Below are 16,109 nucleotides of genomic sequence, written 5' to 3'. Positions count from 1 at the left end.
TTCATGTGGTGGCGCAGGGTGGTGAACAACTGGCAACAGAGAAACACGCGCGCCACCGACTCGTCGGGCGAACATCCCCTTCGTACCCGCTTGCGGTCGTACTCCATCGCGTCGGCCGGCGATGATGACATCTCGCAATTCCCGCCCGTACCCACCTCCAGCGTGTCACGGTCCCCCATCGGACTCGTCGCCGTCTACGCCACCATCATCGGGATTATCGTGGGCGCGTTCATCGCCGGAGTGGCCCAACTGATCTTGTTCACCGAGCGGTTGGTGTACGGCTCCGACCATCAACACGAGATATCTCCCCTCGATTCGCTCGGCCCCACTATCAATCTGCTCATTCACCTCGTGGCCGTCGGATTCATCTCCGGGGTGGGGTGGGCCGTTTTGCACTGGCGATCCACCCGGCGCGTCTCTATCCCCCAAGCCATGCAGGGCACCACCATGCCCGTCGGCTCCACGCTCTCTAGCTCATTGCTGCAGATCATCAGCGTTTCTGCGGGCGTTCCCATCGGCCGCGAGCAGGCTCCCCGTCAGATCGGCGCCCTCATCGCCTCCGCGTTCTCTCGACTGTGGGAGGTAGACCGACGGACCCTCCGCCTCCTCGTTGCGTCGGCCGCCGGGGCAGGCATGGCGGCGTCATTCCACCTCCCCTTGGCCGGTGCGTTGTTCACCATCGAGCTGCTCCTAGTGTCCGCCTCCGTGCGAGCAGTCGTGACGACGATGACCTGCTCGGTGGTCGCGACGACGGTCTCGGGGCTCCTGGGCGCACCGCGAGTCACCTATAACGCGGCACAGTTGAACGAAAGCGCACTGACTTTGCTCTGCGCTATTGTCGTTGGCTCGATAGCTGGCCTGGCCGGCGACTATTTCGCGCGCCTTGCTCATCGGGCATCTGCGCGGCCCGTGTCCGCACGCTGGCAGTCGCTAGCCACGACAGGCGTGATGGCGATCGTCGGGGTTCTGTCCCTCTTTTTCCTGGGCTCCAGCGGTAATGGTGCGTACTCCGCCAACCTGGCGCTCACCGCGCGGGTGACACTCGGCGGGGCCATCGCGGTCTTCGTCATCCGCCTGGCGGTGACCTGCGCAAGCTTCTGGGCGGGCGCGGTCGGAGGGATTCTGACGCCCTCCTTCGCCTTGGGCGCACTGCTCGGCTGCGTGTTGGGCTACGCGGGGCAATGGATGTTCCCCAGCGTCGACCCGCGTGCGTGCGCACTGTTGGGAGCGGCCGCATTCCTCTCGACGACGATGGCCGCCCCGCTATTTGGGCTGTTCGCAGCCGTCGAGTTCACCAATCAGGGTGCCGACGGTTACCTCGCGATGTTCGTCGCTGTCATTGCTGCAGCACTCGCTGTCCGCGCCACCCAGAAGGGCCAGAATTGGCTATTCCGGCGCACGGTCACACCCAATAAGGCCGGCGTCGCCACTGCTCAGCATGGTCCGTTTGCCGACGATATGCGGTCGCAAAAGGCTGCTCGGCCGTCCCGAAGCACTCACACCACAGAGCCGGGCTGGCATCGGGTTGAAAAGGTGACGGAAGACAGCGCCCAGGATCAGGGCACGCACTCTCCGTCGGCAAGTTCTACAAAAGCTGGACCACCATCGGCAGCTCCTGGGGGTCGTACCACGCAAGATCGTGATCCTCGCAGTTAGCCAGGAGATGCTCCGCGTCGTCGTCGCCCAGGTCGGCTTCATCGATGACGCGTAGCGCCTGCGCTGTATCCTCTTCAGCCTGTTTGACGTCGATATGAATGGACGCAAGATCGTCGGCAGATAATGTCGGTGGATCCAACCGGACCGTTGATTCGCCCGACGTCGGGTCCGGAGTCACTGTGGACTCATCTACCTCGAAAGTGAAGATGACACGGCGGTGAGGAAAGCGGTCCTCGTCCCCCACCGAGAGAAGCCGCAAGGAGGCCCGGCCTGCATCTAAATACGCCTGATAGCCCAGCTCTTCGTCGTCACCCGAGGTGAAGTACTCGCGCAAAGCCGGGGTCACGGCAAAGGCGACACCGCTACGTACCGGCATAGATTTGTTCTCCGCCAGTTCCTGCAACGTACTGAACGTGGCCGGCACGTAAATCCGCATTGTTGCCAACCTAGAAGTCACCATCCAGACCGAACAAGCCCGTCACCTGCACAACCGTCCGGTCAAACTGCTGGTACAGCACCCCGACCATCCCGGATTCGACGGCGCCCTTGACATTCTCGATCGAATCGTCCACCAGAACACAATCATTCAGTGGAAGTTCAATGGCGTCGGCGGCTGCCTGGAAAACTTCCTCCGACGGCTTATCCGCCCCGACTTCGCCGGAAAGGACGACGGCATCGACAGTGCCGGAGCGTTCCCACTCGCGAATGGGATCTGCTTGGGGTCCGCCGGGATCATTCGACAAAATAGCAGTGGCCACGCCATTTGCTTTCGCTGCTTGGAGCAGGGCGCGCCACCGGTCCGCGTCCTCCTCGGACACGTCTAAAACGCCACAATAATCCACAATCAAACCTCTCATGTCGCACTATCGTAACCGAACTTCGGGTTCGATGCCCTGTCTCAGTGTGGGCGTGGCATATATCGCGCCGGATGGAACCGTCAGCGCATTTTTACGTCGAATCAAGTATGAACACCGCAACCACCATGAACTCAGCAGCTGAAGAAGCGATAGCCACCGAGTCGAATGCCATTGCTCCCCCTTCGGCCCGACCCTTCATTGAACCGGACTTGCTAAAACCGATCCCGGGGTTCACCTTGTTGCATCACGTCACCAGCCGCGCAGTTCTGGATGCCAGCGAACACCCCAATGATCACGTAGACACCAACAAGTACGTGGCCACCAACGAATACGTGGGGAATCCCCCAGCACAAGCCGCTCTTCTCGGCCCAACGCCGTCAGAGACCAGCTACTCACCGATTCCTCTGGCAACCCCCACGGCCGTGATCCGAAGACTCGTCACCATCGCGCTAGAGACCGCGAGTGGCCACCGGCCACCATCCAAACTATCCCCCGACGATTTCGCCCCCGTTGTTCGGCAATCACTCACAACGCTATCCCGACTGAGCACCAGCCCGCATGCACCCATCGTGGCGGGGCGGCTCATCATGGTTCACTGCTCGACGAACGAGGCAGAAGGAGAGCGCCCCCGCTTTGTTGAATTCTGCGGAACGTGGCAAGCACGAGGCCCGCGGTCGCACCAGCCAGGACGAGTGCGAATACTGGCTGGTAAAGCAGCAAAAACCCGAACGTCCTACCGAATAACGACGCTGCGGTTCATGTGAACGTCCGGGCCCTCCACGCGGGAAAACCCTCCACGCGGGAGGGCAATCAGTTACCGGGCGTGACGTCCGCTCTTGCGCTGAGCCCGAGCAGCCGCACGACGCTCACGGCGGTTCTTCGGCTGAGCCTCCGCGTCACCCTCGTTCACTGCCGACGCAGAACCGGTCTCATCCGGCCCGGAGTAGCTCATCTGCACTTCCTGGCGCTCGCCCGCGAAGTCCGTCGCATCGACTTCGCCGTCACCATTAACGTCGGCATTTTGCTGCATCTTGTTCGCTTCGATCTGCTGGCGAACCATGAACAGCTGCCGGACGGCCTCTTCCTTGATGCCATCCTCCATCTTGCGGAACATGTCGCCACCCTCGCGCTGATACTCCACAAGGGGATCGCGCTGGGCCATCGCGCGCAAACCGATACCTTCTTTGAGGTAATCCATCTCGTAGAGGTGCTCGCGCCACTTCTGGTCCACGACGTTCAATAGGGTGTAGCGCTCGAGGTTACGCATCTGCTCGTCGCCACCGATGGCCTCGACAACCTTCTCGAGGTCCTCGTACTGGGCCAACGCGTCATCAATCAATGCCCGGCGCAGATCTTCAACAGGAAGCTCCCCGGCCGGACCGTACTCCGACGAATCGATAAGAGACTGCCAGCTCATCGTCGGCCCATAGAGGCTCTCCAGGGCGTTCCACAATGCACCCAGGTCCCAATCCTCGACGTACCCGTCGGCGGTCTCCGCGTAGACGTACGCGGAAATGGTGTCGTCGATCATGGCGCGAACCTGGTCGCGCAAATCCAGGCCCTCGAGAATCTGACGACGCTCTGCGTAGATAACTTTGCGCTGCGAGTTCATGACCTCGTCGTACTTCAAGACGTTCTTGCGCATCTCGAAGTTCTGGCTTTCGACCTGCGTCTGCGCGCTCTTGATGGCGTTGGTCACCATCTTCGCCTCGATCGGGACATCGTCCGGCACGTTGAGGCGATTCATCATGGCTTCCATGGACGGCCCAACGAAGCGGGTCATCAGCTCGTCGCGCATCGACAGGTAGAACCGCGTTTCACCGGGGTCCCCCTGACGCGCACAACGACCGCGCAACTGGTTATCAATGCGGCGAGACTCGTGACGTTCCGTGCCCAGCACGTACAGGCCACCGGCCTCGCACACCTCTTTCGCTTCCTTCTTCGAGGCATCGCGAACGCGGGCGATCTCCTCATCCCACGCCTGCTCGTACTCTTCGGGGGTCTCCACCGGGTCGAGCCCGCGCTGACGCAAGTTAATGTCCGCGATGATGTCCGGGTTACCGCCGAGCACGATGTCCGTACCACGACCAGCCATGTTCGTCGCGACGGTGACCGCGCCCAAGCGACCGGCCTGCGCAACAACCTGCGCCTCTTCCTCGTGGTGCTTCGCGTTCAGCACACTGTGCCGCACACCCTTCGACTGCAGCAGGTGCGACAGGTACTCGGAGCGCTCAACAGAGGTCGTACCGACCAGCACCGGCTGCCCCTTCTGCACGCGCTCTTCGATGTCGTCGGCCACGGCGCGGAACTTCGCTTCCTGCGTCTTGTAGACCAGGTCACTCTTGTCGATACGCTGGTTGGGCCGGTTGGTCGGGATCTGGTTCACGTCGAGCTTGTAGATCTGGTGCAGCTCGGACGCTTCGGTCTCCGCGGTACCGGTCATGCCAGCCAGTTTGTCGTACAGACGGAAGTAATTCTGCAGCGTAATCGTCGCCAAGGTCTGGTTTTCGGCCTGGATCTCTACGCCTTCTTTGGCCTCGATGGCCTGGTGCATGCCCTCATTGTAGCGGCGGCCTGACAGCACACGGCCGGTGAACTCGTCGACAATAAGGACCTCGCCATTGCGGACGATGTAGTCCTTATCGCGAACAAACAGTTCCTTCGCCTTAATGGCGTTGTTCAAGTACCCCACTAATTGCGAATTCTGCGGCGCGTACAGGTTGTCGATACCCAGCTGATCCTCAACCAGCTCGACACCTTCCTCGCGAATACCGACGGTGCGCTTGCGCTCATCCACTTCGTAGTGAATATCGCGGGTCATCCGGGGCACAATCCGCGCGAACGCCGTGTACCACTCCGACGTTCCCTCTGCGGGGCCGGAGATAATCAGTGGCGTACGTGCTTCGTCGATAAGAATGGAGTCAACCTCGTCGACGATGGCGTAATGGTGACCACGCTGCACCAACTCGTCCAAGGAGTGGGCCATATTGTCGCGCAAGTAGTCGAAACCAAACTCATTATTGGTGCCATAAGTAATGTCCGCGTTATAGGCCTGGCGGCGTTCCTCCGGGGTCATGCCGGAGAGAATGACATCAACTTTCAGGCCCAAGAAACGGTGAACACGGCCCATCCACTCCGAGTCACGTTTAGCCAGGTAGTCATTCACCGTCACGACGTGCGCGCCTTTGCCCTCCAGGGCATTCAGGTATGCGGGAAGCACACAGGTCAAGGTCTTACCTTCACCGGTTTTCATCTCGGCGACGGAACCGAAGTGTAAGGACGCCGCGCCCATCACCTGCACGGGGAAGTGCTTTTGTCCCAGAACTCGCCACGACGCTTCACGAGCGGTGGCGAAGGCCTCCAAGAGCAGGTCGTTGACCGTTTCGCCATCCTTGAGGCGCTGTTTGAATTCATCGGTCTTCGCGGCCAATTCCGCGTCACTCAACGCTGCATAATCATCTTCAAGGGCGATGACGCGGTCTGCGATGTTCTTCAGCCTTTTGACGGCGCGTCCTTCGCCAACACGGAGGATCGAGGAGAGTCCAAGCACAGGGAATGGTCCTTTAACAACTGTCGATTATGGATGGATAACGCTACCAGCGAGTGTATGCCCCACCAGGTGAGCATAGATAACACGGGCAGTCTACTCGGTTGGCAGTATACGGTGTTGGCCACTAACGGGTGAACCACGCCAATTTATCTGGTGGCTTATCTGCCAACTTGTCTTGGGCCACACATAGGAAAACCGGCCCCACGAAGGAGCCGGAGTGAGCGCTTCGTCAACGCTGCACGGCAGGCTGTACAGCAATAATGCTACCGCCGTGCAGTGTTTCCACTACGCAGAGACGTTACTTGTCTGCGTCGGCAGATTCTGCCGCAGCCTCTTCCTCAGAGCCGAGGGTAATCAGACCGTAGTCAAAAGCGTGACGACGGTACACAACCGACGGCTTGTTGTTTTCCTTATTCACGAACAGGAAGAAGTCGTGCCCAACCAATTCCATCTCGCTGAGTGCTTCGTCGACACTGATCGGTGTCGACGGGTGAGTCTTGCGACGAACAATCTTGCCCGGCTCGAAGTCCGCTGCGTAGGGATCAACGTCGTACTTGCCAGGCTGCTCTGTCTTCTGCTCATCCTTGGCGTCTTGCACCAGTTGGGCCGTCGCCTCGCCCACGGAGATCGGTGTGCGGTGGCCAGAACGGCTAATCTGCCGGCGCACTTTCACCTTCCGGAGGCTACGTTCCATGCGGCCAATTGCACTTTCCAATGCCGCATAGAAGCTATCTTCCTTTGCTTCCGCCCGAGCGATATGACCTTTGCCAGACGCCGTGATCTGAATGCGATCAGCGCGGTCAGCGCGGCGCGGGTTAGGTTCATGCAGCAGCTCGACGTGGAAGGAGGTCAACGTAGGATCCAGGCGTTCAATTTTGGCCAATTTCGCGTTAACCCTATCGGCGAAGTGATCGGGAATGTCAACGTTACGGCCAGTGAGGTGTACCTGGGCTTGTGGTGTGACAGCCTCATCTTTCTCAGCAGGTGTGGTCACGAGCTCTACCTCCAAAACTAGGGGCGCCAGTGTCGCACGGACTGAATCGCAATAGCCTTATAGGACTTTTATCCAGCTCTTTTCCTGCGGCACTGTGTATGGCGCCGGTTCCACGGCAACCCAATGGTTGCCTTCAAGGACACTTTCAAGACTACCTGGACGAGCTCGAACTCGGGGGTGGGGGTACCCACAATCACGGCCTTGAGGAGCACTAAACGGACATTATCAAGGGGGTTTAGTGGGCTACGCGCTACACAACGCTACCCCCATCACCGGATGCCACCCATGCGCGCGAAGAACGAGCACCGATTCCGCGCATGTCGATCCGGTTGTGACGACATCGTCCACGAGGATCACGCGGGGCGAATGAGGACCGGTCTGCCCCATGTTTGCCCGCGTATTCCTGGTGTGCCGCTCCCACTCACGGGTATCGACGGTCACTGCGCCGGACAGATTCTCCCGCCGGGCGGTGGCGGACAGTCCGACCTGATCTCGCTTGGTCCCTCTGCTTCGCAACACGGGGGCGACGCTGATATCGCCAGATATTCCCTGGGCGCTGTCCTGGCACCACCGTGTCACCAGGTCGCCTCCCCTTTGGCGCGACGCACGACGTGTCGTCGGCGCAGGCACGAGCACCCACGGCCCCACCCTCGGATCAGGCAGGTACCCGTTAGCCCACAGCCAGCGGAATGTGCCCACCATCAGCGCGCCGCACACATCCCGTGCATCGCGTCGGCCACGCTCCTTCGCGCCCAAGAGCACCTGGCGATGCACTCCTCCATAGGGCCCGCTCACCACGATGGGAATTCCGGGGTCCAGGCGTGGCGTCGTGAAGAAGGGAGGATCCTGCTGGCACAGGCGCTCGCACCGAATGCACAACCCCGACGGTTCCCCCGGCACCGTGGGATGCCCGCATCCCGGACAATCCACGGGGAGGAGAAGATCCATTGTCGCGCGCGCGACCGAGCCAATCGTCCACCGCACTGGCATCATCCCCCGCCGCTTCGTCGCCTGCGTTTCCCCCGCGTCGTGCTCCAGTCGCGCTACCGGGAAACGATCGGCTGGGCGCGAATGCCTTGCAGGCCTGGCACTTCACGCCAGTTCTGCGTCGCCGTATCCGACGAGTTGTTCCGTTCCAGCTGCAGCACAGACCGCGAATCGGTGATATAGAGCTCGTTGCGCGTGGATGCCACGGCCGACACCGGTGCCTGCACGTTGTTCGAGGTCAACCTGGTTGCGTCGGAGCCGTCCGGTTGAACACTCCATATCGGCGCATCCTGCGACTGCGTGCCGATTAAGAGCGAACCATCAGGTTGCCAATCCAAGCTCGTCGCGGTGTCGCCCACAAAAACCTCACCCAGCTCGCGGGGAGACATGATGCGGCTCTTACCGCCCTCGCCCGGCGCGATAATCGCGGTGAACACGCGGCCACCGATGATCATGGCCGCCCGAACACCGTCGTTGGCGACGCGGAATTCACTGATCTTGTGGTCGTTATTCTCGTCGTCGCCGTCGTCGTCGCTACGAAGTTGGGCTCGGAGAGCGTCGTTATCCACGATGTATTCATTCTTGACGCTCCCGGACCCGGATTTGCTGTCCATCCCGGTTTGGTATTCGACGCGGTGGATTTCCTTACCATCGGCGACGGTCCAGGCCACTGTGCCGTCTTCTGACCACGACGGCCGGGTGAGCGTCCGACCACGCACAATGGGTTGAGCCGCCCCATCGGCTTCCTCCAGGCTATTCCGGGTGTCGGCGTCAGTATCCATCACGTGCCCGATGCGCAAAACACTACTGCCACTGCCTGACTGGCCACGTCTTTCGTCATCATCCCCGGTGTTGTCGCGTTCCACGACTGCAGCTAGACCACCATTCGGCGTGATCCCGGCAGAGAGAATCTTGCCGTCACGCCCGAATGGGCCACGATCACCAGTGGCGCCCGAAGCCGAGATCGTCTCGAGGCTTCCGTCCGCAACGGCGTGAAGGGTGTTCATCTCCGGCGGTTCGGGGTTGAGGTCTGAAACGTCGGACGCGCTCAGCGACTTGTGCGCCTGGTCCAGAAGGGGCGCTCCGTCCGCCATGAGGGTAAACGGTCCGCGAACATCGGCGTGAATGAGCGTCCACACTACTTGTCCCGCGATCTTTTGGCGATCGTCGCTACTAACTTGCGACAGCCCCTTGATATCGACGGTAGACCCGCCGACTTTGTCGCTCTTCGCGGTGATCGACGTTCCCGCAGGTAGAGCGGTACCAATGCCGGGCGCGAGTTCCTGACGCGGCCCACTGGCAAGGAGCGACATGAGGCTCGACTCAATCGTGTCTTGCTGGGAATAGATCCACCGTCGGTCGGATACCAAGTATCGCCCAGTGTGGTCCAAGAAGTACACCGAGTAGGCCCGATAGGTCTGTTCGAAGTCGACGCTCTGCAGGATGATGCCCTCAGGTACCGACGAGATCCTCCATTCCCCGTTCACCTTCTTTAGTTTGAATTGTGACCGGTAGGAGCCGCTCCGTGGGGTGAACGTCCCCCCATCACCCAGGACGCCAATTGTGGAGCCCGACACATCGAATGTCGCTTCATCATCCAACGGTTGACCCGACGAATTAATGTTGAGCTGCTGGACGATGAACGCATCATTGCCGTCTTTCCATGCATCTGACGACTTGCTGGTCAGGAATGCGCGAGCAGCCTTGTGGCTATGCGACGGGTGAGCTGAGGCGGAGAAAAAGCCGCGGAGCACTTCGTCGGGGGCGTCGCCCTTTTGGGGCCCGGGAACAGTTGTCCCCGACTCCCCCGGCGCGTAGGAATGGATAGCTTTCGGATCGCTATGGCTGGGCAAGGTGGCACACCCTGACAATGACGAGGCCACCCCGAGGCAGAGTGCAGTGCTGACGGCGATCACACGGCCGCGTCGCGACGAGGGCCACGGTTTGTTCATCATTGGTCCTCCTCAGCATCGGTGTGAGCGGTTTCGGTATGGGCGTCAGCATTGCCGGGCGTGTCGACGGGCAGCGATCCAGATGGTTCGGGATCGAAGTCGTCCATTTCGGCGGCCGCGCGGAGTTCTTCTTCGCTGATTTCCTCTAACTCCGTACCGTAATAATCATCCTCAGCAGGATAATCATCCCCACGGCCGTCGGCACCTGCACTACCGACAGCTTTCTCGCTGGCGGCAGCACTATTTTCGACGTCACCACCGGTGGCGGAGTCGCCAGCGGATCCGGAATGTACCGTCGGCCACTCTTCACTCGGGGCGATTTCGCCTGAGGCGACTTCGTCCGCAGTTACGGTTGGTTGTGCAGATTCGGCTGATGGTGCGCTCTCAGCAACCGAAGCACTAACCTCCCTCGGCTGATCTAAATCCGAGCTTTCTGCATGAGCATTCTGTGTGGATCCGCTCAAAGACGACTCCGCCGACGGGGCGAATAACGCCTGTTGGCCATCCGATGGCACTCCGCGTTCATCGGCCACACCAGCGTCGGCAGCGCTAGCACCAACCCCAGCCGCACCGACATCACTCAACTCGCCACCAACGTAAGCGTCGCCGGCAGCGTGAACATCATCACCAGCTGAGACGTAATCACCAGCACTCGCCTCGTCGCCGTCGGCAGGCTCAATGACAGCGTGATCAACAGCGCCATACGTCTTCACGGCCAGCTCCGGATAGGCCGCTAAGGTCGCGTCGGCCTTCTCCCCCACTGCGAGATCCAAGGCAGCATCATTCGCCGTAACCGGAACGTCGGGGTCGATCGGGAGGGTCAGCCGGAAACAGGAACCGACCTTAATTTCACCAATGGCGTCAAGCTTCCCGCCATGCAAGGCAGCATTCTCGCGGGCAATGGCCAGGCCCAGCCCGGTGCCCCCACGGTGGCGCACGCGGGAGGGATCGGCACGCCAAAAGCGGTTGAACACGAGGTCTTCTTCGCCCGCTTTCAGCCCGACACCGTGGTCCAACACGATGATCGACACCGCCCGATCATTGCGTCGAACAGCGATATCGACGGGCTTCCCCTCGGCATGGTCCAGCGCGTTCTCAATGAGATTGCGGAAAATACGTTTGACCCGTCGAGTATCAATGGGCATAAACAGCGGCTCACTGGGCACATGGAACCGAACAAGGACGTTGAGTTTCTTCGCCAGCTGAACGTTCAGCAACCAGGCATCATGCAACGCGCCCAGCAAATCCACCTGCTCGAGAGACAACTCCTCAACACCCGAATCGTGACGGGAAATATCCAGAAGGTCGCTGAGCAGCCCCTCGAAACGCCCCAATTCCTTATTCATTAACGACGACGCACGACGCATTACAGGGTCAAGGTTGTCGGCGTTGTCTTCGATGATGTCCGCAGCCATCCGAACCGTTGTCAAGGGTGATCTTAATTCATGAGACACATCCGAGGTGAACTGTTTTTGCAGGTCACCGTACTCTTCGAGCTGTTTAATCTGCTTAGATAACGAGTCCGCCATGGAGTTAAAACTCGTGGCCAGACGCGCCATCTCGTCGCGGCCATTCACCGCCATGCGCTCACTCAAGTGCCCTTGAGAAAACCGTTCAGCAGTCCGGCTGGCCGTGCGAACAGGGGTCGTGACCTGCTGCGCGAATGTCCAGACGATGCCGACCAACACGACAAGCAGGATAATCCCGCCACTGGATATCAGCCCGCGCATCAGCGCCAAGGTTGACTCATCATTATCCATTGGCAAGATCAGGTACAGCTCTAATCCCTGCACATCAGAGGACACCGGCGAACCAATAATCAGAGCTTTATACCGACTTCCATCGGGGCGTCGCAGCGTATCGAACTGGTACGCGACCTGATTGTCGTGAATAAAATTCCTGAGGCTTTTCGGTATCTGAACGTTATCGGGAGAAACGACGTCCTCGCCATTGATATCCGGCGCAATCAGAACCGGCTCATAAGCCGAATTGACCGGGCCTGATGACGAATCCGATGCCTCGGATCCCCCACCGCACTCGGTCAAAGCAGTTCTGGCCGCGTTGATACGAACCTGAATCGAGTTCGAGGTGTCCGACGCATCAATCTGCTGCTCAACAGCTCGTCCGGCCCTATCGATACCGTCTTGGGCAGCCTCCACTTTGGCTTGGGTGAGCCGCGTCGTCATGAAAGAAATAAGCGCGAAGCCCAAGATGAAAAGAACGATCGCCGACGCAATAAACATCCGCCCCACGGTTTTTACCTGGGCGGATGTCTGCCACTTGTCGATGATTCGACGCCACAAACGCCGGATGCTCAGTGGCCAGCGGCTGTGGCCGTCTGAGTCGTTATCACGCAGCGAAGGGCGGACAAGTGCACTAAGCCCCTCTTGATTTTTCGGATCAAAGAGGGGATGTCGTAATCGTCCCGGACGGGACTCTGGATTTCCGCTACTCACCGATCTTGTAACCCACTCCTCGGACGGCCTGGATCAGCTTCGGATTCTTGTGATCCTTCTCGACCTTGAGCCGCAAGCGGTTGATATGAACATTCAACACACGGGTGTCCGTAGGCTGCTTGTATCCCCACACTTCCCGCAGCAATTCCTCACGCGTGAGCACTTGCTTCGGCCGGCTAGCCAACTGGGTAAGCAGATCGAACTCGATGGGGGTAAGTGGAATCTCTTTCCCATCGCGCTTCACGATGTGCCCCGGAACGTCGATAACCAAATCACCGACGTGGATGGTGTCCCCCGTGGCCTGCTCACGACGCCGCAACTGCGCACGAACGCGCGCCACCAGCTCTTTCGGCTTAAACGGCTTATTGATGTAATCATCCGCGCCGGACTCCAAGCCCAGGACAACGTCGACAGTGTCGGTCCGAGCACTCAACATCACGATGGGCACCCCTGACGACTTCCGGATAGCCCGGCACACGTCCACCCCGTTCATACTGGGCAGCATGACGTCGAGCAAAATGAGATCAGGATCCTCGTTGGATGCGGCGGTCACGGCCTCTGCACCATCACCCACCACGACCGTATCGAACCCTTCACCTTGAAGGACGATCATGAGCATTTCCGCAATGGCCGGGTCATCGTCGACAACGAGGATTTTTGTCTTCATATTTCTATATTCTGGCATATGGCTGTGACACAGTCGCAGCAACTTACGATAGCTCCGGGTATTACCCTTCATCAGATCCTGATAAAAGGAGTGTACGGTGCGGTTTAGCATCAAAATGCGGGCGAGCGCGCGGGTCTCGTCATCACCCAGCACCAGCGACGGTGCATCCTGTGATCACACTGAATCACGTGATCGTGCTGATCGACATATTTCTGGTGCGGAGCGCATCGTGTCCGCATCGGACATTATGCGTACGGTGTCTGAGTTGGAGCACCGAGCCTGGACACACTCGAATGGGCGACCCGATGATGTTGTGGTCAGTGTCCACCGCGTCGACGAGGGCGAGATCACACATATTCCCGCTCTCACCCGAGAGACGCGCCATACACAAACTGTCGACGACGCTCACCGCACGATCACGGAGATTCTTCGCGACGCGGGAATTCCGGCCGCGGAGCACGCGCTTAACGCGCTGACACGTATCCGGGGGATGCGTGGCGCGATGCTCCTTGACGCCGATACCGGGGCGCGCCGGGATACGAAAGATATCCGTGGTGTTCGTGTGACGGCGTTGGATAATGACATGTCGACGGGGGCCGACGCTGCCGAAGAAATGTCGTCCTCGGCGGCGGCGAAACCGTATTACTGTGAGGCGCTGACCCTAGCGTCGAAAGTGCAGTACCACCCCGCCGTGTGCGCGGAACTGTGCATTTCTGATGACCCCGATTACACAACTGGATATGTGAGCACACCTGGGCGCTACGTGCGGATTGAGAATATCAAAACCTCGGGCAGCCCCCAGGGCGGGCGTGTTTTTCTTGTGCGGGGAACTGATGACGAGATTGCCGACTGCATCGATTACCTCGAGAACACTGCGGTCATTGTGCACGGTATCCCTTGGCCACCGCAGGATACACACTCGCTACAGGATGCTCATTCACCGCACAGCGATACATCCGACGCCACCCCTACGATCGACCTCACAACGTTCGCCGAAAAATCCCTCACCACGTGGGAAAACCGGGGGTTGCGACGCTATCCGCTGGAATTCTCGTCGGCACCCACGCCACACACCACAGTGTCCGGAGCCGAGACAGTGCTCTTCTCCTCCAGCAACTATTTGGGGCTCAGCGAACATCCCGATGTCATCGCTGCCGCGACAGAGGCCCTTAAGCAATATGGCGCCGGAACTGGTGGTAGCCGTCTGACCACGGGAAACTTCACCATCCACACCAGTGCGGAGCGAACTCTGGCCGAGTTCACCGGGTATGACGACGCCGTCCTTTTCGGCACCGGGTATCAAGCAAATGGCGCGATTCTGGCCACCCTGGCTACTGATATTCCCGAGACCCCCGGCACCGCCCCCACCAACACAGCCGGAATGACCATTTTCTCCGACGAGCTCAATCACGCGAGCCTGATTGATGGAATCCGAATGGCTACCCGGGGCAACGCCGAGGTACACATTTACCCTCACAAGGACATGGAGCACCTCGCGAACGCACTCGCCCAGTGCGCAAGCCCCAGGACACTCATCGTGTCGGATGGCGTGTTTTCCATGAACGGCGATATAGCCCCGTTCCCCAGCATCATGCAACTGGCCCAAGCTCATGGTTCGTGGGTTCTTATCGACGATGCGCATGGCACGGGAACGCTGGGGCGAACTGGTCGCGGCATCGTCGAGTATTGGAGCGACGCACGACAACAGGATGGTGGCGCGGATTGTTCGCCCGACGCGGATACCTTGCCCGGCGCGGATACCTTGCCCGGCGCGGAATTGCCGGATGACTCTGATTTGCGCCCGGACCTGCTCGTCGTCACCGCGTCCAAGGCCCTTGGATCGGAGGGCGCTGCTGTGTGTTGTTCCACCCCTGTGGCTGAGTTCTTGCGGAACCGCGCGCGAGGCTATGTATTTTCCACGTCTTCAGCGCCGGCCTCGGTGGCGGCGACACAAGCTGCGGTGAGGACAATTCTGCGCGAGCCCGAACGTGTCCACCAACTGCAGAATAATTCCCTTTACCTGCGCAATCAGCTACGCGAACACGGTATCCCACTGGTCGACGGAACAAGCGACAGCACCCCCATCATCCCGATTTTTATTGGCGACGAAGCCGATGCCGTTCGCATTGCCCAAGGGCTATCCGACCGCGGATTCCACGTCCCCGGGATTCGGTATCCCACGGTCCCTCGCGGTCGGGCGATCCTCCGCGTGACGACGATGGCCACTCACACGCGAGACGATCTTGATCACTTAATCGCCGCTCTGCGCGACCTGATGTCTCAGTGAGCGTGATGTCGCAGGATGGCATCGACAACTTCGGTTGCCTGCCGGGTGACTTCACCGGGTTTCACAACGACCCATGGAGACTGCCACTGATCGCGTGCTAAGGCTTCATACGCTGCAGCTGTCCGTCGCTGCAGATCACTATCCTTCTCAAACGCGTCGCGAGCGCGGGACGCATCCTCGCCCTCGCGGGCCACGGCTCGCTCAGAAGCCAGGCGCGGTGGCGTCGATAAGAAAATATGGAGATCCGGAACCGGAATACCTAGCCGTTCGAACTCGAGCTCGGCAATCCACGACACCGTGGGATTGTCCTGCGACGGCGATTGCCCATCCCACCCCGACCGCGCTGCGGTGTATGCAGCATTGGATGCGACGAAACGGTCAATGAGCACGAAATATCCGTCCTCCGACAACTCGGCGATGTCATCGGCGATCTCCGCGCGATCAAGGGCAAACAACGTAGCCATCCCGCACGCCGAATCGACGAGATCCCCCATCCCCCCATACAGCGCGGACTGGGCCAACTGGGCATGGACAGAATCGTTATAGCGGGGAAAAGACACCAGCGCGACGGGCTTTTCCCTCTCCACCAGCTCTTTTTCTATGGCCGTGACCAAAGTGTTCTTGCCCGCGCCGTCGATGCCCTCACACGCAACAATCATGCACCGAGCCTACCGCGCGGCTAGGACATGGCCGGCAATGAGGC

12 protein-coding genes are annotated in these 16,109 nt (G+C 59.8%); 3 read left to right on the top strand and 9 right to left on the bottom strand.

Going from position 1 to position 16,109, the window contains the following annotated elements; translation table 11 throughout:
- Positions 1 to 3 precede the first annotated feature (3 nt).
- Positions 4 to 1,656: a chloride channel protein gene (locus ACWORE_RS00685; protein WP_455302050.1), complete on the top strand. Its 1,653-nt coding sequence runs from the start codon at positions 4 to 6 to the stop codon at positions 1,654 to 1,656.
- On the opposite strand, the gene ACWORE_RS00680 is transcribed toward ACWORE_RS00685, so the two are convergent.
- Positions 1,586 to 2,092, bottom strand: coding sequence for a DUF6912 family protein (locus tag ACWORE_RS00680; protein WP_455302048.1), 507 nt, complete (start codon positions 2,090 to 2,092; stop codon positions 1,586 to 1,588). The two genes, ACWORE_RS00685 and ACWORE_RS00680, sit on opposite strands and share 71 nt — an antisense overlap.
- Before the next feature lie 10 nt (positions 2,093 to 2,102).
- Positions 2,103 to 2,513, bottom strand: a complete 411-nt coding sequence (locus ACWORE_RS00675; RefSeq protein ID WP_041628875.1) for an HAD family hydrolase — start codon at positions 2,511 to 2,513, stop codon at positions 2,103 to 2,105.
- Between the two features lie 71 nt (positions 2,514 to 2,584).
- Here ACWORE_RS00675 and ACWORE_RS00670 point away from each other — a divergent pair, with 71 nt between their 5' ends.
- The gene (locus ACWORE_RS00670) at positions 2,585 to 3,277 is read left to right on the top strand and encodes a hypothetical protein (protein WP_455302046.1); all 693 of its coding nucleotides are present in this window, start codon (positions 2,585 to 2,587) and stop codon (positions 3,275 to 3,277) included.
- 50 nt (positions 3,278 to 3,327) lie between these two features.
- Here ACWORE_RS00670 and secA read toward each other — a convergent pair whose 3' ends face one another.
- The 6 genes from secA to mtrA all read right to left on the bottom strand — a co-directional run bounded on the left by secA (position 3,328) and on the right by mtrA (position 13,119).
- Entirely contained in the window at positions 3,328 to 6,063 is a 2,736-nt protein-coding gene (gene secA, locus ACWORE_RS00665; RefSeq protein ID WP_046205107.1) for a preprotein translocase subunit SecA, read from the bottom strand.
- Between the two features lie 298 nt (positions 6,064 to 6,361).
- Positions 6,362 to 7,057, bottom strand: coding sequence for a ribosome hibernation-promoting factor, HPF/YfiA family (gene hpf / locus ACWORE_RS00660; protein ID WP_046202652.1), 696 nt, complete (start codon positions 7,055 to 7,057; stop codon positions 6,362 to 6,364).
- Positions 7,058 to 7,300: 243 nt separating this feature from the next.
- Entirely contained in the window at positions 7,301 to 8,041 is a 741-nt protein-coding gene (locus ACWORE_RS00655) for a ComF family protein (RefSeq protein ID WP_455302043.1), read from the bottom strand.
- 59 nt (positions 8,042 to 8,100) lie between these two features.
- On the bottom strand, positions 8,101 to 9,999 hold the full coding sequence (gene lpqB / locus ACWORE_RS00650) for an MtrAB system accessory lipoprotein LpqB (RefSeq protein ID WP_455302041.1): 1,899 nt from the start codon (positions 9,997 to 9,999) through the stop codon (positions 8,101 to 8,103).
- Positions 9,996 to 12,452 carry an MtrAB system histidine kinase MtrB gene (gene mtrB, locus ACWORE_RS00645; protein WP_455302040.1) on the bottom strand — a complete coding sequence of 819 codons (2,457 nt, stop codon included), beginning with the start codon at positions 12,450 to 12,452 and terminating at the stop codon, positions 9,996 to 9,998. The genes lpqB and mtrB overlap by 4 nt, the downstream gene beginning before the upstream one ends.
- Positions 12,445 to 13,119, bottom strand: coding sequence for an MtrAB system response regulator MtrA (gene mtrA / locus ACWORE_RS00640; protein ID WP_406604936.1), 675 nt, complete (start codon positions 13,117 to 13,119; stop codon positions 12,445 to 12,447). Before mtrA ends, mtrB begins: the two co-directional genes overlap by 8 nt.
- 97 nt (positions 13,120 to 13,216) lie before the next feature.
- Between mtrA and ACWORE_RS00635 the strand changes: the two genes are divergently transcribed.
- The gene (locus tag ACWORE_RS00635; RefSeq protein ID WP_455302038.1) at positions 13,217 to 15,406 is read left to right on the top strand and encodes a 6-carboxyhexanoate--CoA ligase; all 2,190 of its coding nucleotides are present in this window, start codon (positions 13,217 to 13,219) and stop codon (positions 15,404 to 15,406) included.
- Here ACWORE_RS00635 and ACWORE_RS00630 read toward each other — a convergent pair.
- A complete protein-coding gene (locus ACWORE_RS00630) occupies positions 15,400 to 16,065 on the bottom strand; it encodes a dTMP kinase (RefSeq protein ID WP_296136398.1) in 666 nt (221 codons plus the stop codon). The two genes, ACWORE_RS00635 and ACWORE_RS00630, sit on opposite strands and share 7 nt — an antisense overlap.
- Positions 16,066 to 16,109 lie beyond the last annotated feature (44 nt).

It is taken from the genome of Corynebacterium sp. c7Ub_26 (assembly GCF_053760365.1).
This window is presented reverse-complemented; position numbering and strand designations above follow the sequence as displayed.